Raw genomic sequence first — 17,128 nt, 5'->3', positions numbered from 1 at the left:
ATGGACCAGCGTTCCGTACGCGATATTCTTGCCGGTAAAACCTACTTTATCCGCACCTTTGGCTGCCAGATGAATCAGCACGACTCCGAGCGTGTGAGCGGTCTGCTTGATTCGTATGGCTGCCTCATGGCGCTCGATCCTGCGCATGCCGATATCGTTGTCTTCATGACGTGCTGCGTGCGCGAGGCCGCCGATACTCGCCTGTACGGTCAGTGCAATTCCTGTAAAAGCCTGCCGCCTTCGCCTTCGGGCAAGCGCGTGGTTGCCGTTGGCGGTTGCATCGCGCAGCGCGATGGCGAGGGCCTGCTCACCAACGTCGATAACGTCAACGTCATCTTCGGTACACATTCCATCGCGCATGTGGCCGAGCTCATTGCCGAGGCGTTCCTTGATGGTAAGCGTCATATCCGCACCAATGAGCATGAGGATACGGATGCCATGAGCATGCCGTGGCATCGCGAGACTCAGTATCACGCCTGGGTGCCCATCATGACAGGCTGCAATAATTTCTGCACCTATTGCATCGTGCCGTACGTGCGTGGTCGCGAAAAGAGCCGCCCCTTCGAGGAGATTGTCGACGAGGTGACCGGTCTGGTGCGCCAGGGCGTGCGTGAGATTACGCTGTTGGGCCAAAACGTTAACTCATATGGTCGCGATCTGTTTGGCAAGCCGCGTTTTGCCGATCTGCTGCGTGCCGTGGGCGATACGGGCGTGGAGCGCATCTTCTTTACGTCTTCGCATCCCAAGGACCTGCTGCCCGAGACCATCGACGCCATGGTCGAGACGCCTGCCGTTATGCCGCAGCTGCACTTGGCCGTCCAGTCCGGTTCGACGCGGATCCTCAAAGAGATGAATCGCCGTTATACACGCGAGGACTATCTGGGCCTTGTCGATCGCATTCGCAACCGCATGCCCGATATCGCGCTCTCGACCGACATTATCGTTGGCTTCCCGGGCGAGACTGAAGAAGACTTTGAGCAGACGCTCTCACTTGCCGAGAAGGTCCGCTATGCTCAGGCCTATACCTTCATCTATTCCAAGCGCGCCGGTACCCCGGCCGCCGAGATTGACGATCCTACGCCGCATGAGGTTATTCTCGAGCGTTTCAACCGTCTGGTTAAGGTTATCGAGACCACGGCACACGAGTATAACCAGGGTGAGCTTCATACTGTGGTTCCGGCGCTCATTGAGGGAACGAGTAAAAAGAACGACGCGGTCCTGCTGGGCAAGAGTCCCAAGAATCAGACCGTGCATGCGCCTATCCCCGAGGGTTACAGCATCGATCAGCTTGTTGGCAAGATCGTTGATGTTGACGTTGACGTTGCCAAGACCTGGTATTTGTCCGGCTCCGTTGTGGGCGAGCCGCGCTAATGGTTTCTCCCGGGTCAGGTCTTTCCGCCGTTGCGATCGTCGGTCCGACGGCGGTTGGTAAGAGTGATGTTGCCGACCGTTTGGCAGCTCGTCTTTCGTCCGAAGTGCTGTCGTGCGATGCGATGCAAATCTATCGCGGCATGGACATCGGTACCGCAAAGATGGCGCCCGATGAGTGCACGGCGCCGCTGCGTCTCGTCGACATTGTAGAGCCGGGTGTGGCATATTCTGCTGCGCTTTATCAGGCCGACGCTCGCGCGCATGTTGAACGTCTCCTTGGTTCGGGTTGCCTGCCGGTTTTTTGCGGAGGTACGGGGCTGTATCTCAAGGCCGCCCTCGATGAGATGGACTTTCCCTCGGGTGAACTTGAGGACGATCGTCGTGCGGGCTATCAGGAGCTTGCCGAGCGTATTGGCGAGGAAGAACTGCATGCCTTGCTTGCCGAGCGCGATCCAGAATCGGCTGCTGTTATTCATCCCCATAACGTGCGCCGTGTGATTCGTGCGCTCGAGATGCATGATGATGGTATCTCCTATGCACAGCAAAAAAGTCAGTTTAGTGTTCCGCGCGAGCATTATCATGCCCTATGGTTTGGTCTGACGCGTAATCGCGAGGTGCTCTACGAGCGCATTAATCTGCGCGTCGATCTGATGTTTGAGCAGGGTCTTGTCGATGAGGTCCGCGGTCTTATGGCCCAGGGTCTGGGAGATGCCCTGACGTCGATGCAGGCAATTGGCTATAAAGAGATCATTGATGCTTTCAATGGCGTGATGAGCATGGATGAGGCCCGCGAACTCATTAAGATGCGTTCGCGTCGTTATGCCAAGCGTCAGCTTTCGTGGTTTAAGCGCGATGACCGTATCGTGTGGTTTGATATGGATGAATGTACGATCGATGAGGTCGTTGAGGATATCCTGCATCGTATTGAGGCTGCCTAATGGCCCGTTTCCCCCTTGTTCCCACGGCACCCGAGCCCGAGCGTGCCATTTTAGTTGGTGTTGAGTGGCGCGACAATGCATGGCCGCTCGATCGCTCGCTTGATGAGCTGGAGCGTCTTGCCCACACAGCTGGTGCCCGGTGCGTGGCACGCTTGTCGCAGCGTTTGGTAAAGCCGTATCCTAAATCGTTTATCGGTTCCGGTAAGGTTGAAGAGCTGTGCGGCCTGGTGCACCGCATGGATGCCGATGTCGTTATTTTTGACGACGACCTGACCCCCTCGCAGCAATCCTATTTGGAGAAAGCCGTGGGCGAGCCGGTAAAGATTATCGATCGCACAGCACTGATCCTGGATATCTTTGGCCTGCATGCTCAGACGCGTGAGGGACGCCTGCAGGTACAGCTGGCACAGCTTCAATATTTGTTGCCTCGCCTGCGTGGCATGTGGAGCCATCTCGCCAAGGAGCAGACGCGCGGCGGCATCGGCTCACGTTTTGGTCAGGGCGAAAGTCAGCTCGAGGTCGACCGTCGCCTCATTCGTAATAAGATCGCTGCGCTTCGTCGTGAGCTCAAGCAGGTTGAACAGCGTCGCGATGTTCAATCCAAGAGTCGCATTGAGTCACCGGCGTTTCGCGTCGCGTTAGCCGGTTATACCAATGCCGGTAAATCGACGTTACTCAATCGTCTGACCGGCTCTACGGTACTTTCGCAGGACAAGCTGTTTGCTACGCTCGACCCGACGACGCGTTCGTATCGCCTGCCCGGCGGTCGCGGCATGACGATTACCGATACCGTCGGCTTTATTCAAAAGCTGCCGCATGGCCTGGTCGATGCCTTTAAATCGACGCTGTCCGAGGTGTTGGGTGCCGATCTAATTCTCAAAGTCGTAGATGCGTCTGACGAGGACTATGAGCGGCAGCTGGAGGCTGTCGACCGCGTGCTTGATGAGATCGGCGCCGGAGAGCGTTTGACGCTGACCGTATTCAATAAAATCGATCTTCTCGATAGCGTCGATCGATTGAGTTTCCGTCGTCGCTATCCGGAGGCCGTTCTGTTCTCGGCCCAAACGGGCGAGGGGCTCGACGATCTCGTCGACCGGATTGCTCGCGAGTCGGCTGCCACCGATGTGTTGCTCTCCGCTGATATCCCGTATCGCGAGGGCGCTCTCATCACGCTGGTGCATGAGCAGGGAACCCTTCTGCATGAGGAATATCTCGAGGACGGCGTTCGCATTGTGGCGAAGTTGCCGGCTCGTATTGCACCGCGGCTCGAGCGTTATCGCACCGAGTAGACGAGCTCCAAAATGCCCAGAATGATGGGCTGATGCAGCAGATAAAAGGGGAGAGCGTGACGTCCAAGCCTGGCGAGCGCCGGCAGGGGGTTGACGTAGGCCCAGCTTGGGACGGTCTTATCGATACTCTTCGCTATGTGTGCGGCGAAGTATCCTGCAAGATACATAAAGATAAACGGGATGATGGGGTAGTAATCACCTGAGACAAACCCAGGGCTCGGAAATCCCAGCCACGCCAGGTAGGGGACAGGGTAGATCGTTTTGGGGATGCTCCAGGTGATGGCGAACAACACAAGGCATAGGGGCATGCCCCATCTTGCCGTTATCTTCTTAAGGACGGGATCGGTCAACGCCACGATGCCGGTGCATGCGGCCATGCAGTAGATGATGCCAAAATTAACCGAATCGTCGACTGAGACAAGTGTTGTTGCCAACCAGACAACGAGTGCTGCTAAGGCGTATTTGGCGGCACGATTGATATTGTTGCGCGAAAGGGTGCACATCCAACCCGCGATAAACAAAAATACCCAGCTGATGCTGGCGCGCCAGATGTCTTGAAAGACTGACTGGGTAAACCAGGGCATATCCCAGCCGTACAGGTAGGCGAGATCATAGCAAGCGTGAAAACCTGCCATAGAAATCATCGTAAACCCGCGGACGGTATCAAAGATGGTTATGCGTTTTTGCATTACGAGAACCGGCGCATCAAGCCGACGACTTTGCCCAGGATAACGGGATTCGTTGCATAGATAGGTTCCATGGTGTCGTTCTCGGGCTGCAGGCGTACGCGTCCCTGCTCCTTGTAGAACGTCTTGACGGTCGCTGAACCATCAATCATGGCCACGACAATTTCGCCGTTCATGGCACTCTTTTGTTCACGGACGATGATGTAATCGCCATTGAAGATGCCGACATTGATCATTGAGCTCCCATGTACCTCAAGGATAAAGGAACCCTGATCGGTGGCGATTTCGGTCGGGATAGTAAACGTGTCTTCGATATTCTGCTCGGCCAGAATGGGGATCCCAGCCGCGACGCGACCAACGAGCGGTAGCGAGACCGTCCCGCGAGCTGCGGTGGGCTCGTCAGATTTAGAAATTGAGACAGAGGAACCGTCTTCGTTAAAGAGTTCCAGGGCACGCGGTTTGGTGGCATCGCGCTTGAGTAGCCCGCGCGCCTCCAGGGCAGAGAGATGAGCGTGCACGGTGCTTGGGGAGGAAAGGCCCACGGCAGAAGCCATCTCGCGCACGCTGGGCGGATAACCCTTCTCCTGCTGATATTCCTTGATGAAGTCGTAAATTTGCTGCTGACGCTTGGTAATTTTGCGAGCCATCAGGGCATCCTCTCTACCCATGTCAAACAAATGTTCGAATTTTGCTTGACAGGAACAACTGTTCGAAGATAATAATAACCGAACATTCGTTCTCGCGCTAGACATTTTTGTCCGCGCGGCTTGATAAAACTGTTCTCAGCAAAACACGCGAGAGGAGAACATGATGAACGCAACGAATATGGTCCAGGGAAACCTCGCCCTTAAGCTCGAGACGCCTGCAGAACCCACTTTTACGGTTGTTCAGGGTGGCCGCTCCGGCATTCAACCTTTGACCGTAGAGCCTGCTCGCAATCAGCAGGCTGTAGTCGCGTCGGCCCGCGTTGCCCTGAAGGTTCCGACGATTGTCGCCGTCGCCGTTGCGCTTGCGCTCTTCTTTGTCCTCGCTACTTCGGTCTTTAGCGCTCGTCACGCCGCGTATGCCGAGTCCGTTTCCAACATTACTTACGAGACCATTCGCGTTCAGACTGGCGATTCTCTTTGGTCGCTTGCCGAGGAATATCCAATCGAAGGCCTTTCCACGCAAGAGACTTCCGACATGATCCGTAACGTCAATCATCTGGAGCATGGTTCGCTCGCCGCCGGTGCGCATCTTAAGGTTCCTGCTCGTTCGTAATCATTATCGCGCTGCGCATGGTACCCTTGTTATCGTTTAAGAGGAGGTACCATGCGCTGTCCCAAATGCGGCAAGGCACATACCCGCGTCGTTGATTCCCGTATGCAGGAGTCAAATAACACCATTAAGCGCCGTCGCGAATGTTGCTCGTGTAACTACCGCTTTACAACGTTTGAGCGATGCGAGGACCCTATCGAGGTCATTAAGTCAGATGGAACTAAGCAGCGGTTCGATCGCAATAAGCTTCTTGTCGGCTTGATGCGCGCCACCATCAAGCGCGATATCGACACTAAGAAGCTCAATGAGATTATCGATGACATCGAGGTCGAGCTGCGCTCTCGCACACTGACGGCCGTCACGTCCCATGAGTTGGGTGACATGGTGCTCAAGCGCTTGGCCAAGATTGACAAGGTGGCGTACATCCGCTTTGCCTCGGTCTACCGCGATTTCAAAGACGTCGATGAGTTTCTGCAAGAGCTCGACAAGCTAAGGTGATTCCATGTCCAACATTACCGTTAACATAAAGCGTCTCGATCCCACCGTCGAGCTTCCCAAATACGCCCATCCCACTGATGCCGGCTTGGATTTGCGCTCCAACGAAGACTGCTTCCTGAAGCCCTTCGAACGCCGTCTGGTCTCTACGGGGCTGGCCATCGCCCTGCCCGATGGCTACGCCGGCTTCGTCCAGCCCCGCAGCGGCTTGGCCATCAAGCAGGGCTTGTCTATAGTCAACACGCCGGGCCTCATTGACGCCCACTACCGAGGAGAACTCAAGGTTATCCTCATCAACCTGGATCCCTCCAACAACATCCAAATCAACAAAGGCGACCGCATAGCCCAACTCGTCATCCAAGAAGTCCCCACGGTCAATCTCATAGAAGTAGAAGAACTAGACGAAACCGACCGAGGCAAAGGAGGCTTCGGCTCCAGCGGCATCGCCTAGGGCGCTCGTATCCCTCCCGCCCGGGGCTTACCTATATCATTCCATGCTCAAACATTCTCGCGTCGCTTCGCTCGCTGCGAAACTGCGCGTGGAACGATATAGGTAAGCCCCGGGCGGGCGGCTACTCGCTTGAAACAATATTTACTTTTCTAGTAAGTCGATGCGATAAAGGGACGCCTCCTTTGTCGCATCGACTTACTGTATTTATATTTTCTGGTTCCCCTTTGCAGATTCTACTGGAGGGGAATCTGGTATAGCTGCTAGTACGTAAACGCAGTTTCGCAGCGAAGCGAGAATGTTTGAGCATGGGATGATATATAGGGGCCTCCCGCAGGTAAGCGGACATAAAGACGCTAGCGGATATGCGCGGGTTTTCCGCCCCAGTAGAAGCGGCAGAAGGCTCGTTTGCGCTTTTGGGGTTTGCCTACGAGCTCCATGGTTGCGATGGCTATGTCTTCGGCTGCGTGGGGGCGGCGTAGAACTTCGCCGTTGATGAGTAGGGCTTTGAGTGATTCGGGATGGTCGTGCAGGTGGCGCAGGGTTACGATGAGCTCTCGTGCCGTGGTGACGTGCATGCTAGCGCCCAAGCCGGTAAGCATGGTGGTGTTGGCCTTTTCCTGGCCATAGGACTTGCCCAGCAGGATCATCGGCAGATGTGCGCATAGGCACTCGGTGACCGTGAGTCCGCCCGATTTGAGGATTGCCAGGTCGCAGCCGTGCATGAGGGCCGCCATGTCGTCGACATAGTCCAACACCGTGACGTTCTCGAGCTTCATGGCATCGAAGAGCGTCTTCAGCCGGGTGGCATACTCCATGTCTTTGCCGGGCAAAAAGACAAAGTGCATGTCTTCGAAGCTTCGTAGGAAGGGGAGGGTCTGGTCCATCGCCGCTCGAAAGCGGACGTACGGTTGAGGCAAACTGGCACCGGCCATTACCAACACGACGGTCTTGTCGGTGGGGAGGTTGAACTTGGCTAGCTCTTCCTCGCGATCGTAATCCGTGTCGAATCCCGCGCGAATAGGAATGCCGGTAATGCGAATCTTTGCCTCGGGCACCTTGCGCGGACGCAGCGTTTCGGCCATAAATTCGTTGGCAACACAGAATAGATCGGTGTCCTTGTGGGGCCACCAGCCCTCGACTTCGTAGTCGGTCGGTACGCAGATGACCGGATAATCCATACCCGTAATTACGCGGGCGCCTACGGCAACATTGGCTGCCGTGATGTGAGTTGCGACCACGGCTATTGGCCTGCGGCTGCGAATATATTCGTTGAAGGCAGGGAACATAATTCGCGACCATGCCGTGCCACCACCCCAGAGCAGATGTCCTGTAAGCGTATATCGCCAGGTCAGGTCGTAAATGGGTCGCGTGGCTCCCGTAAAAGATGCCGCGGTCTTATTGCCGTCGAATTTAATGCGTCCAAAATCAAGGATATCGAGCACTTCAATCTCAATATCCTCGGGGATGCCTCTGGTGCCGCGAATGAGGTCGAACGCCTGCGCAATTGCATTTGCGGCGGCCTTGTGGCCCGAGCCGACCGAGGCGTGCACGATGGTCACGAGAGGTTTTTGCTGAGCCAGGAGCGTGGTTTGCTCCGATTGGGGAGTGCTGTGCGTGAGCAGGGGAGCGTCGTCACTCGTCTGCGCCTGGTCCATCGATAACTCCCCTTCAGCTTTGTAATACGGATTTATCATTGTAGTGCATGAGTGTCACGTTCACGTAAATTTGGGTATGAGCGCAAAGAACGACAACGTTTCGACGAAAGGACGCTTCATGACTACCGATAAGCCGATCGATGTTGCGATTATCGGTGGCGGCCCCGCGGGCTATGCTGCCGCCATTTATGCTGCGCGTGCCAACCTGACGACGACCGTGATTGAGCAGGGCATGTCGGGAGGGCAGATCGCCACAACCAATGAGGTCGAGAACTATCCGGGTTTCCCGCTCCTGAGTGGCGCCGAACTTGGCGAGCGTTTTCAGCAGCATGCAGAGGGCCTGGGAGCACAGGTTACATGGAGCATGGTTACGGGTATCGATTACGATGCCGATGCAGCGTTGTTTACGGTGCATCACGATATGGGCGATACGCTGGCCTCGAGCGTTATCGCTTGCATGGGTGCCACGCCGCGTCCGGCAGGTTTCGCAGGCGAGGATACGTATCGCGGTCGTGGCGTTTCATATTGCGCAACATGTGACGGCATGTTTTTCCGCGGCAAGCAGGTTTTTGTAATCGGTGGTGGCAATTCGGCATGCGAAGAGGCGCTGTTCCTGTCCGACATTGCCAGCAGTGTGACCATCGTGCTGCGCCGCGACCAGTTTCGTGCGCCCGATGGTGTTGTTCAGAAAGTACTCGCAAAGGACAATATTACAGTTAGGTACCAAACTAGTATTGTGGAGCTATCGGGCGAAGCCATGCCAACGACGATTACCTTTAAGGACAATGCATCTGGCGAGACTCATACCGAGTCATTTGAACCTGGCTCGTTTGGCATCTTTGTCTTTACGGGGATGCTGCCGCATACCGAGCTGGTTGAGCATCTAGTCGATCTGGCTCCTGACGGCGGCATTGTCACCGACGATTCGATGGCCACCCGTACGCCCGGCTTATTCGCAGCCGGCGATATCCGTTCCAAGCGTTTACGCCAGGTTGTGACCGCCGTTTCGGACGGAGCCATAGCAGCAACGAGCGCATACGCGTTTCTCCGTGAATAAGTACGATAATATATCTTATGTAAGGTTGCTATCTTTACACAAAGTGGTTGGACGATGCATCAATGTGTTGTCCAACCACTTTTACTTGCCGGCTATGTGGTATGCAAAACTAGATAACCTAGAATACAATATAGTAAATGAACGGAGGACCTTTATGAACCACGTTAAACACGTTATTCCGATGTCCGATTCGTCGGTCAGTATTAAGCCTGAGGATATTCAGCCCACGGTGCTGCCCGATGCATTTATTCAGTCCGAAATCGTGTGCAAACTCAATACGTTGAGTCTGTCGCGCTATGACCAGTTGCCCAATGTGACGCTCTATCGCGACCAGGTTATTGAGTATGTTGCGCTGTGGATGGAGCCGCTGTCCATTTGCGTTGAGCAGCCCGTCATTACGCCATCGATGATCAATAACTACGTGAAGGTCGGCCTGGTGCCTGCTCCGGTCAAAAAGCAATATGGCCGCGAGCAGATTGCCCGTCTGATCGCTATTTGCATCTTTAAGCAAGTGCTACCTATTGCTGCGGTGCAGGCACTCTTTAACATTCAGCGTTTGAGCTACGATGCCCCGACGGCCTTCGATTATGTGGTCAATCAGCTCGAGGCATCGATTCGTTCGGCGTTTTCCGTCGAGCAGACGCCGGTTCCCGATACGGCGCATCAGGTAACGCGTGAGTCGCTGCTTGTGCGCAGTGCGGTTTCATCCTTCGTTTCGAAGGCGTACCTGATGAGCTATCTAAAGTTTAATGGGTTTAATAGCTAGCCAACGTATATAACGGGCGGAACAAAGGGCCATCTGTCACTTTGTCCCGCCCGTATTTTTGCTTGGTTGGACGTTATTGGCCCGAAGCCACGCCCATGCCGTAGCCGATAATGAGCCCATGCATTTCGGCATAGTATGAATCTAGCCCGTTACAGGGCATGATGATAGTCTTGGAGCTTGGCCAGCGCTCCACAATGCGGCTGGCAAGTGCCTGGGCGCCTGTCTCATTTTCCACATGGTCGATGACGACCTCGCCGCCCGTAAAACCCTCGGCTTCCATGGTATCGATGATCTTGTTGAGCATCTTCTTTTCGCCACGCGTGTGCCCGACGAGTTCGATTTTACCGGCCTCGCTCGCCGTGCCCAAAATGCGGATATTGAGCTTGTTGGCAATGACGCCGGCTGCCTTAGGGATACGTCCGGCTTTGGCGAGGTTTTCGTAATTGCACAAACTGAAGAGGATTTTGCTGTTCTGTTCAAGGCTATCGAAGTATGCGCAAGCATCCTCGAATGAGACATCCGGGTTGCTTGCAAGATGGCGGTCGAACAGCAAGAAAATGAGATCCATTTTGCCGCCAGCTGCGCGTGAATTGACAAGATGAATATTGCGGTCCGGTTCCTCGGCAAGAACCATATCGCGAGCCGTAGCTGCCGCATTGTAGCTGCCCGACACGCCCTCAGAGATTGGCATGCAGATGGTCTTGTCTGCCAATTTGAAAAGCTCGACCCACTCCCCTACGCTGGGACAAGCGCTCGAAGAAGCGTTCGTCTCCGCCTGAACAGCGCAGTTGAGCTCATGTACATCGAGCGAAAGGTCATCGACGAATTCACGCTCCCCCACTCGAATTTTGAGGGGCGCAAATGCAAAGGTGGTATGGGGCGCGGTCGGTTGCCAATCGCGGAGGTTGCAGCTTGAATCGGAGATAAGTGCCCAGCTCATAGAGGGTCCTTTCTAATTGTTCCTCAACAATTATAGCCATCTTGCAAACCGAATGTACGGCTATCTAGTTTTGAATACTAGATAGCCGTACAAGATTAGAGACAAAAGAATAGACCTCGCGACTTTAAGCCACGAGGTCCACATTCACACGCTGTGTAAGATGACTTAGTAGCGCACGAAGATATAGTTGTTGTTCATGCCGGCGGCAACGGAGCTGATGATAACACCTGTGTTGTAGTCGGAAGCATGAATCATCTGACCACCACCGATGTAAATGCCGGTGTGGTACGAGTTGACCACAACGTCACCGGGCTGCGGATCAGACACACGCGTCCAGCCCATAAAGGTACCCGTGGTGCCGAGGCGGCAATAGCGACCAGTGAGGCAATAGCTAACAAAACCAGAGCAGTCGAAGCTGTTCGGGCCAATTCCGCCCCAGGAATAAGCGCAACCAAGCTTGCTGTATGCACGCGAGACAACAGAACCGCCGTCGACGGACTGGCTCGGAGCAGAAGGCGTCGGAGCCGGAGCCGGAGCCGGAGCGGGCGTCGGGGGCTGCGGAGTGGGAGCGGGCGCGGGCGTGTTTCCGCCGCCGTCGTTGGTCGTACCGCCACCCTTGTTGGTGTTCTCGCTCGTACCGGCGGTGTCGTTGCTCACCGTGGCCTTTTCGGCGGTGCTAGCATTTATGCCAGCCTGCAGCGCGGCGTTGGCCTGGGCCTCGGCAGCAAGCTCGGCCTGCAACTGTGAATCCAGGGAGTTCACGACACTCTGGGCTTCAGCCTGCTGGGCGTTAAGCTCATCGACCTTCTTTTGCGTGGTGGCGACGTTCTTCTCCTGCTCGGCCTGCTTATCGGTGAGCTGCTGCTTAAGCTCCTTGACCTCTTGAATGGTCTGAGCCTGCTTATCGGAAACTTTGCCGTAGTAGAACAGACGGTTGAGCATATCGCTCAGGTCATCGACGCCGGTCAGAACCTGAAGCAGGCTCAGACCGCCGGTTTTGTACTCGCCGGCGACATAGGTCGAGAGCTTGGCCTGACCGTCAGCGATCTCCTGCTGCTTTTGCGTGATCTCGCCAGCAGTCTGATCGAGCGCCTGCGTCTGCGTGGCGAGATCATCGTAAATCTGCTGGGTTTGGGTACCGATCTGCTCGAGCTTCGTACGAGCAGCGGCAAGGTCGGATGCGGTATCGGCGTAGGCAGGAGCCGCGAGGCCCAAGCCCAAAACACAAGCGAGGGTTGCCGTAGCAGCGCAGCGTGCCATGTTTTTGTGCGTGTTTGCTGTGCGCATGTAGCTTCCTTTCCAGTAACTAAGGGTAACGGCTAGTCCACCGTCACCAGGCTAAAGAGCTCAACATCGTCGTCAGTCGGCGTGAGCTTCTCGCGCGGGTTGAGAAACGCAAGCTCAAGGATACACCCGTAGCCCACAAGCTTTGCGCCCATATCTCGCACAAGTTTACCTGTTGCCTCGACGGTTCCGCCCGTCGCGACCAAGTCGTCCAGAATCAACACGGTATCTTTAGAGGTAATGGCATCGGCATGGATCTCGATAGAGTCGGTGCCGTATTCGAGCTCATAGCTCTGGCTCACCGTCTTGCGGGGTAGCTTGCCCGGTTTACGTGCGGGAACAAAGCCGGCACCAAGGGCCACAGCCACCGGTACGCCAACCATAAAGCCACGGGCCTCGGGACCCACGACCTTGGTGATCCCCATGCCGGCAAAGTGCTCGGCGAGGGCATCGGTCATGGCTTTGAGCGCCTCGGGATTGCCAAAGAGCGGCGTAATGTCTTTGAAGATGACTCCGGGCTCGGGATAGTCGGGGATGTCGACGATTTGAGATTCGAAGTCGTACATTGCATGACCTTTCAATGGGTTGCCGGATAAGCGGTAGCTGTTATTTGCCCGCGGTGACAGTGTCGGATTGCGAAGGGGCGACAACCTTGAGCGGCTTTACGAGAGAATCCTCGTGTGAAGCCGGCGCGGCAGTTTCTTCGTTTTTGGCCTTGGTGGACTCGGAGCGAGCGATTTCTTCATCGAGTGCATCGATGTCGGCATCCTCGACCACGGCGTTGAGCGACTCAAAAACGCGGTTCTTGAGCAGTGCCGTATGCACACCCTCGGTGAGGTCGTGAAGCTTCTTAAACGCACGCTCGAGCTTGGCGTCGCGCTCGTCATCGGAGGTATCCATTCCGAGCATGCTCACGAGCACCTGCTCAAACATCGAGGACTCGCGGTTGGCGGAAGACACGTACTGACGCAGGTTGCGCGGCTCGATATGGAAGCGTGACAGCTCGGAGCAGTAGCGGATGATCGGAAAATCGCGACCATCGACGAGCTCACGGTTCTGCGGACTCTTGATGATGCGAATGAGGTCGTTCTCGGCGAGCGAGCGGATAAACGAGATCTCGACGCCCAACATATCGGGAATGGTCTCGATGGGATGCAGCTTTTGTTTAGTCTCCTTGGGCTCCGTCTTGAGCGGAACATCGGACAGCAAGCCCACCTCGTAGGCGAGCGTTGACAGGTCCGTGGCGTTTTCCAAGCGCTGCTTAATCACGTTGAGCGGCATGTAGCGAGTCTTCTGCAGGTGCAGAATGACCTCCAGGCGATCAACGTCCTCCTTGGAGTACTGACGGTATCCCTTAGGCGTACGATGAGGGGTAATGAGCCCCTCATCTTCTAGAAATCTAATTTTTGAGTTCGAAAGATCGGGGTATGCGCCTCGAAGTAGGTTGACGACTTGGCCGATACTCAGATAGTTGCGTTCGGCCATGCCCTACTCACCGGTTTCGATGCGCTCCGGCGTGCTCTCGTGGTAGATGAGCGTAAACGTACCGATCTGAACGGAAGAACCGTCGTGCAGCGGGGCCGCGTTGACAATGGCACCGTCGACCCAGGTGCCATTGAGCGAGCCCAGGTCCTCGATGCGGGCGCCGAGGCCCTCGCGAATAATGCGCGCGTGGCTGCGCGAAACGGTCATGTCATTGAGGAAGATGCCGTTTGCAGGATCGCGGCCGATGGTGGTCACGTCGTCCTCGAGTTCAAAGGCGGCACCAGTCTGCGGACCCTTGACGATGGACAGAACGGGGGCGGTGATGCGCACGTTGGCCATGAGGTCGGGAACGGTGACGTCGCTTGAAGGCACGCGGAATACGCAGGTAGCGTCAGCAGTCTTATCATTCTGAGGCATATTGTTAACCATGTTGTCCATGACAACCCCTAACTTATCGCGGACGTGCCGCAAATAATGAACCGTACGTAATCATACCCCAACGAATCAGTCTTCGATTTCGGGGTTCAGAAAGTCGATGTCCTCGTCCTCGGGATGCGCGAGAGCCTGTTTAATGGCCACTCCGCCCTTAATGGAATAGATGACAGCCGTGAGCATGGAGAAGATCACGCCGCCGTACACAAAGAAGATGCCGAGGGGCACCGAGCTTCCGTTGAGGCCCGGGAAGGCCGTAAGGGTTGAAGGTAAAAGATGCAGGCCGTCAATAACGGGGAACCCGAGCAGCATGAGCGAGAAGCCGGTCATGAGCAGTGCAGTGGCAATCTTTCCGGGAAAGACGACATCGATGGGGCGACGGTGATAATGACGCACGATAAGCGTGCCAATGCCCAGATAGATGTCGCGGCCAATAATGAGCACGCAGACCCAGATGGGCAGCTCTCCGCGGACCACCAGCCCCAAGACGCCGGTGAACAGCAGCGCGCGGTCACAAATGGGATCCATGACCTTGCCGAGCCACGAGACCGTCTTAGTCATGCGGGCGATCTGGCCGTCCATCCAGTCGGTGGAGGCGGCAACGGCGTAGATTACGATGGCGATGACGCGGTTGTTATCCGTCACAAACAGGTACAGAAATACCAGGGTGAGGATCAGGCGCGTAAAGGTGATGAAATTGGAGATCGTAAAGATCTTATTCGACGGGTAATCGGAAGTGCCGATAAGCTCCTTTTTGATCTTCTTTTTGATGCCCACAGGACTCCCCCGCTGGTTAACGACAAAACTTTCGATACTATACCCGTTCCGGCGATGTCTATCCAGCGTAAGCATAGAGAGTCCAGACATGTGGAGGGCGCTTATGGGCGGCGGGGATTTTCGCATTCGTGTACATCAGTCTCCAAACATGTCGAAAAATGTCGTTTTTGGAGGTTGACGTACACGTTTTGATTCGGTGATTACATCGATCGGGAAAGTTGTTGCCTCAAGCAAATTAATCATGATGTGCGGGTCGAGAAGAGTTTGCGCCAAAAGAACCCAACGGCCGTTACGGATTCGTTAGAAACGCGTCCCACCATGGATGGTGAACCCGAAAGGTAAGGCGCGCGGGCACGGCGATTCGGCCCGCGCGCCCGGAAGAGAAAGGACGAACCCATGGGTTACATGCTCGAGACGCGCGGGCTCACCAAGCGCTTCGGCCGCGGCGACCAGGCGCAGGACGCCGTGGCCGACGTGAGCCTTCATATCCGCGAGGGCGAGGTGTACGGGCTGCTCGGCCCCAACGGCGCCGGCAAGTCGACAACGCTCAAGATGATCTGCGGGATGCTGCGGCCGACGGCCGGGGAGATCCTCTTTGCCGGGCACGCCTGGCGCCGCGAGGACCTCTACGCAATCGGCAGCCTCATCGAGGAGGCGCCGCTCTACCCCAACCTCACCGCGCGCGAGAACCTGCGCGTGCGCACCACGCTGCTGGGCCTTCCCGAGAGCCGCATAGATGAGGTGCTCGCCGCCGTGGACCTCGCGGACACCGGGAAGAAGCGCGCCGGGCGCTTCTCGATGGGCATGCGGCAGCGCCTGGGGCTCGCGCTGGCGCTGATCGCCCGGCCACGCCTGCTCGTGCTCGACGAGCCCACCAACGGCCTCGACCCCATCGGCATCGAGGAGCTGCGCGACCAGATCCGCGGCTTCGCGGCGTCGGGCACGACGGTGATCGTCTCGAGCCACATCCTCTCCGAGGTGCAGCAGATGGCGGACACCATCGGCATCATCTGCGGGGGGCGCCTCGCCTACGAGGATGCGCTTCGTCCCGGGCAGGACCTCGAGGAACTCTTCATGAGCTTCTGCCGGGAAGGGCGACGAGCGCGCGGGGAGGTGGCGGCATGATGGGCGAGAAAGGCTGCCTGCTCGCGGGCCTGCGCGCCGAGGCCCTGAAGTCGCGCCACGCGGCGCCGGTTCGCCTGGCCGTGCTCATGGCGCTGCCGATGCCGCTGCTCGGCGCGATGCCCTACCGGGGCGTGCAGATATTCAGCGCGTGGAACTACTGGTACGCGCTCTTCCTGCCCGTGTCTCTCTCGCTCGTGGTGGCGTGCGTCGCGCGGGCGGACGCTCGCACGCGGATGCGGGGGCTTTTAGGCCTGGGCTTCCCGCTCGGGCGCGCCTGGTGGGCCAAGGCGCTCTGGTGCCTCGCGCTCTGCACGCTCTCGAACCTCGTAGTCTTCGGCATCTACCTCGCGGGATCGGCGTTCTCCTCGCAGGGCCTCACGGCCGCGGGCACGCTCACGATGCTCCTCTGCGCGCTCGTCAACACGGTGACCGCGGCGTGGATGATCCCCGCAGGGCTCTTCCTCACGGCGCGGCTCGGCATGCTCGCGGGCATCTTCTGCCCGCTCGCCGCGCAGCTCGTGGGTGGGTTCGCCTGGGCGCTGATGCCGCTGCCGCAGCTCTTTCCGCCGTCGGCGAGCATGGTCATCCCCACGAGCTTCATCCCCGTGCTGCCGAGCGGCGAGCCACTCGCGGCGGACATGGCGCTCGGCGGGGCGCTCGCGGCGGACGGCATGCTCACGCTGGCGGGCCTTGCGGTCTGCGCGCTCGCGTTCGCCGCGCTCACGGCGGCGGGCGCGGCCTGGTTCGCGCGCTCCGAGGAGAGGTGATGGCCGTGACGCGACTCTCCGACCCGACGCCGCGCATGACTCTCTCGCGGGCCCTGCTCTCCGAGGCCCTGCGCCTGGCGCGCTCCCCGCTCGCGGCGGTGCACCTCGCCTGCGGCCTGGCGGCCGGTCTTGCCTGCGGCGAGTACTTCTCCGTAGCCCGATGGGACCCGGCGCTGGGCGCGGACGCCTACGCCCAGTTCCTCGGCGCCCTCATGCCGCTCATGTCCGCCATCGTCTGCGGGCTCGCCGTGGACGAGGAGCGCGCTGCCGGGCGCCTCGCCAACCTCACGGCGGTCCCCTCGCGCGGGCGCGCCGTCGCGGCGAAGCTGCTCGCCCTTGCGGCGCTCGGCGCG

General features: G+C 57.4%; 19 protein-coding genes and 1 pseudogene. 11 read left to right on the top strand and 9 right to left on the bottom strand.

Features of this window, described 5'->3' with window-relative positions; translation table 11 throughout:
- From miaB to hflX, 3 genes are read left to right on the top strand one after another with little or no spacing between them, the layout of a single operon-like run.
- On the top strand, positions 1 to 1,371 hold the full coding sequence (miaB, locus tag DW661_RS01660) for a tRNA (N6-isopentenyl adenosine(37)-C2)-methylthiotransferase MiaB (protein ID WP_118934314.1): 1,371 nt from the start codon (positions 1 to 3) through the stop codon (positions 1,369 to 1,371).
- A complete protein-coding gene (gene miaA / locus DW661_RS01655; RefSeq protein ID WP_118934312.1) occupies positions 1,371 to 2,309 on the top strand; it encodes a tRNA (adenosine(37)-N6)-dimethylallyltransferase MiaA in 939 nt (312 codons plus the stop codon). Before miaB ends, miaA begins: the two co-directional genes overlap by 1 nt.
- Positions 2,309 to 3,598, top strand: a complete 1,290-nt coding sequence (gene hflX / locus DW661_RS01650; RefSeq protein WP_118934310.1) for a GTPase HflX — start codon at positions 2,309 to 2,311, stop codon at positions 3,596 to 3,598. Before miaA ends, hflX begins: the two co-directional genes overlap by 1 nt.
- Here the strand turns inward: hflX and DW661_RS01645 are convergent.
- Positions 3,583 to 4,287, bottom strand: a complete 705-nt coding sequence (locus tag DW661_RS01645) for a heparan-alpha-glucosaminide N-acetyltransferase (RefSeq protein WP_117779067.1) — start codon at positions 4,285 to 4,287, stop codon at positions 3,583 to 3,585. The genes hflX and DW661_RS01645 overlap by 16 nt on opposite strands.
- Positions 4,287 to 4,931, bottom strand: a complete 645-nt coding sequence (gene lexA / locus DW661_RS01640) for a transcriptional repressor LexA (RefSeq protein ID WP_147356404.1) — start codon at positions 4,929 to 4,931, stop codon at positions 4,287 to 4,289. Before lexA ends, DW661_RS01645 begins: the two co-directional genes overlap by 1 nt.
- A 163-nt stretch (positions 4,932 to 5,094) precedes the next feature.
- On the opposite strand from lexA, the gene DW661_RS01635 reads away from it, so the two are divergent.
- From DW661_RS01635 to dut, 3 genes are read left to right on the top strand one after another with little or no spacing between them, the layout of a single operon-like run.
- Positions 5,095 to 5,544 carry a LysM peptidoglycan-binding domain-containing protein gene (locus tag DW661_RS01635; protein WP_158568399.1) on the top strand — a complete coding sequence of 150 codons (450 nt, stop codon included), beginning with the start codon at positions 5,095 to 5,097 and terminating at the stop codon, positions 5,542 to 5,544.
- A gap of 51 nt (positions 5,545 to 5,595) precedes the next feature.
- Positions 5,596 to 6,039 carry a transcriptional regulator NrdR gene (gene nrdR, locus DW661_RS01630; RefSeq protein ID WP_022093781.1) on the top strand — a complete coding sequence of 148 codons (444 nt, stop codon included), beginning with the start codon at positions 5,596 to 5,598 and terminating at the stop codon, positions 6,037 to 6,039.
- Positions 6,040 to 6,043: 4 nt separating this feature from the next.
- Positions 6,044 to 6,487, top strand: a complete 444-nt coding sequence (gene dut, locus DW661_RS01625; protein WP_118934304.1) for a dUTP diphosphatase — start codon at positions 6,044 to 6,046, stop codon at positions 6,485 to 6,487.
- Between the two features lie 353 nt (positions 6,488 to 6,840).
- On the opposite strand, the gene DW661_RS01620 is transcribed toward dut, so the two are convergent.
- Complete coding sequence (locus DW661_RS01620) at positions 6,841 to 8,142, bottom strand: glycosyltransferase (RefSeq protein WP_118934302.1); 1,302 nt, start codon at positions 8,140 to 8,142, stop codon at positions 6,841 to 6,843.
- Positions 8,143 to 8,260: 118 nt separating this feature from the next.
- Here DW661_RS01620 and DW661_RS01615 point away from each other — a divergent pair, with 118 nt between their 5' ends.
- Entirely contained in the window at positions 8,261 to 9,199 is a 939-nt protein-coding gene (locus DW661_RS01615; RefSeq protein WP_118934300.1) for an NAD(P)/FAD-dependent oxidoreductase, read from the top strand.
- Between the two features lie 154 nt (positions 9,200 to 9,353).
- Complete coding sequence (locus DW661_RS01610) at positions 9,354 to 9,965, top strand: DUF1836 domain-containing protein (RefSeq protein ID WP_199584823.1); 612 nt, start codon at positions 9,354 to 9,356, stop codon at positions 9,963 to 9,965.
- Between the two features lie 73 nt (positions 9,966 to 10,038).
- Here the strand turns inward: DW661_RS01610 and DW661_RS01605 are convergent, their stop codons facing one another.
- The 6 genes from DW661_RS01605 to DW661_RS01580 form a co-directional block, all read right to left on the bottom strand.
- Complete coding sequence (locus DW661_RS01605; protein ID WP_118934297.1) at positions 10,039 to 10,905, bottom strand: DegV family protein; 867 nt, start codon at positions 10,903 to 10,905, stop codon at positions 10,039 to 10,041.
- A 165-nt stretch (positions 10,906 to 11,070) separates the two neighbouring features.
- Positions 11,071 to 12,192: an NlpC/P60 family protein gene (locus DW661_RS01600; protein WP_118934295.1), complete on the bottom strand. Its 1,122-nt coding sequence runs from the start codon at positions 12,190 to 12,192 to the stop codon at positions 11,071 to 11,073.
- Positions 12,193 to 12,224: 32 nt separating this feature from the next.
- On the bottom strand, positions 12,225 to 12,755 hold the full coding sequence (locus tag DW661_RS01595) for an adenine phosphoribosyltransferase (protein WP_117757798.1): 531 nt from the start codon (positions 12,753 to 12,755) through the stop codon (positions 12,225 to 12,227).
- Positions 12,756 to 12,795: 40 nt separating this feature from the next.
- On the bottom strand, positions 12,796 to 13,674 hold the full coding sequence (locus DW661_RS01590; protein ID WP_117757797.1) for a MerR family transcriptional regulator: 879 nt from the start codon (positions 13,672 to 13,674) through the stop codon (positions 12,796 to 12,798).
- A 3-nt stretch (positions 13,675 to 13,677) separates the two neighbouring features.
- Positions 13,678 to 14,112, bottom strand: coding sequence for an FHA domain-containing protein (locus DW661_RS01585; protein ID WP_006236002.1), 435 nt, complete (start codon positions 14,110 to 14,112; stop codon positions 13,678 to 13,680).
- A 66-nt stretch (positions 14,113 to 14,178) separates the two neighbouring features.
- The gene (locus DW661_RS01580; protein WP_089573364.1) at positions 14,179 to 14,883 is read right to left on the bottom strand and encodes a CDP-alcohol phosphatidyltransferase family protein; all 705 of its coding nucleotides are present in this window, start codon (positions 14,881 to 14,883) and stop codon (positions 14,179 to 14,181) included.
- 396 nt (positions 14,884 to 15,279) lie between these two features.
- Between DW661_RS01580 and DW661_RS01575 the strand changes: the two genes are divergently transcribed.
- From DW661_RS01575 to DW661_RS01565, 3 genes and pseudogenes are all read left to right on the top strand, one after another.
- The gene (locus DW661_RS01575; protein WP_117800103.1) at positions 15,280 to 16,008 is read left to right on the top strand and encodes a lantibiotic protection ABC transporter ATP-binding protein; all 729 of its coding nucleotides are present in this window, start codon (positions 15,280 to 15,282) and stop codon (positions 16,006 to 16,008) included.
- Positions 16,005 to 16,775 carry a hypothetical protein gene (locus DW661_RS01570; protein ID WP_118934293.1) on the top strand — a complete coding sequence of 257 codons (771 nt, stop codon included), beginning with the start codon at positions 16,005 to 16,007 and terminating at the stop codon, positions 16,773 to 16,775. Before DW661_RS01575 ends, DW661_RS01570 begins: the two co-directional genes overlap by 4 nt.
- Positions 16,775 to 17,128: pseudogene (locus DW661_RS01565) on the top strand (lantibiotic ABC transporter permease); the annotation flags it as partial. The gene DW661_RS01570 and the pseudogene DW661_RS01565, both read left to right, overlap by 1 nt.

This window comes from Collinsella sp. AM24-1 (assembly GCF_003470325.1).
GTDB lineage: Bacteria > Actinomycetota > Coriobacteriia > Coriobacteriales > Coriobacteriaceae > Collinsella.
Note: the sequence above shows the minus strand (reverse complement) of the source record. Positions and strands in the feature narration are given on the sequence as shown.

Coding starts and splice junctions, on each gene's coding strand:
- miaA (WP_118934312.1), top strand. CDS start 1,371: ATGGTTTCTCCCGGGTCAGGTCTTTCCGCCGTTGCGATCGTCGGTCCG.
- DW661_RS01595 (WP_117757798.1), bottom strand. CDS start 12,755: ATGTACGACTTCGAATCTCAAATCGTCGACATCCCCGACTATCCCGAG.
- lexA (WP_147356404.1), bottom strand. CDS start 4,931: ATGGCTCGCAAAATTACCAAGCGTCAGCAGCAAATTTACGACTTCATC.
- DW661_RS01610 (WP_199584823.1), top strand. CDS start 9,354: ATGAACCACGTTAAACACGTTATTCCGATGTCCGATTCGTCGGTCAGT.
- nrdR (WP_022093781.1), top strand. CDS start 5,596: ATGCGCTGTCCCAAATGCGGCAAGGCACATACCCGCGTCGTTGATTCC.
- DW661_RS01590 (WP_117757797.1), bottom strand. CDS start 13,674: ATGGCCGAACGCAACTATCTGAGTATCGGCCAAGTCGTCAACCTACTT.
- DW661_RS01575 (WP_117800103.1), top strand. CDS start 15,280: ATGGGTTACATGCTCGAGACGCGCGGGCTCACCAAGCGCTTCGGCCGC.
- DW661_RS01605 (WP_118934297.1), bottom strand. CDS start 10,905: ATGAGCTGGGCACTTATCTCCGATTCAAGCTGCAACCTCCGCGATTGG.
- DW661_RS01645 (WP_117779067.1), bottom strand. CDS start 4,287: ATGCAAAAACGCATAACCATCTTTGATACCGTCCGCGGGTTTACGATG.
- dut (WP_118934304.1), top strand. CDS start 6,044: ATGTCCAACATTACCGTTAACATAAAGCGTCTCGATCCCACCGTCGAG.
- DW661_RS01620 (WP_118934302.1), bottom strand. CDS start 8,142: ATGGACCAGGCGCAGACGAGTGACGACGCTCCCCTGCTCACGCACAGC.
- DW661_RS01600 (WP_118934295.1), bottom strand. CDS start 12,192: ATGCGCACAGCAAACACGCACAAAAACATGGCACGCTGCGCTGCTACG.
- DW661_RS01635 (WP_158568399.1), top strand. CDS start 5,095: ATGAACGCAACGAATATGGTCCAGGGAAACCTCGCCCTTAAGCTCGAG.
- miaB (WP_118934314.1), top strand. CDS start 1: ATGGACCAGCGTTCCGTACGCGATATTCTTGCCGGTAAAACCTACTTT.
- DW661_RS01615 (WP_118934300.1), top strand. CDS start 8,261: ATGACTACCGATAAGCCGATCGATGTTGCGATTATCGGTGGCGGCCCC.
- hflX (WP_118934310.1), top strand. CDS start 2,309: ATGGCCCGTTTCCCCCTTGTTCCCACGGCACCCGAGCCCGAGCGTGCC.
- DW661_RS01585 (WP_006236002.1), bottom strand. CDS start 14,112: ATGGACAACATGGTTAACAATATGCCTCAGAATGATAAGACTGCTGAC.
- DW661_RS01570 (WP_118934293.1), top strand. CDS start 16,005: ATGATGGGCGAGAAAGGCTGCCTGCTCGCGGGCCTGCGCGCCGAGGCC.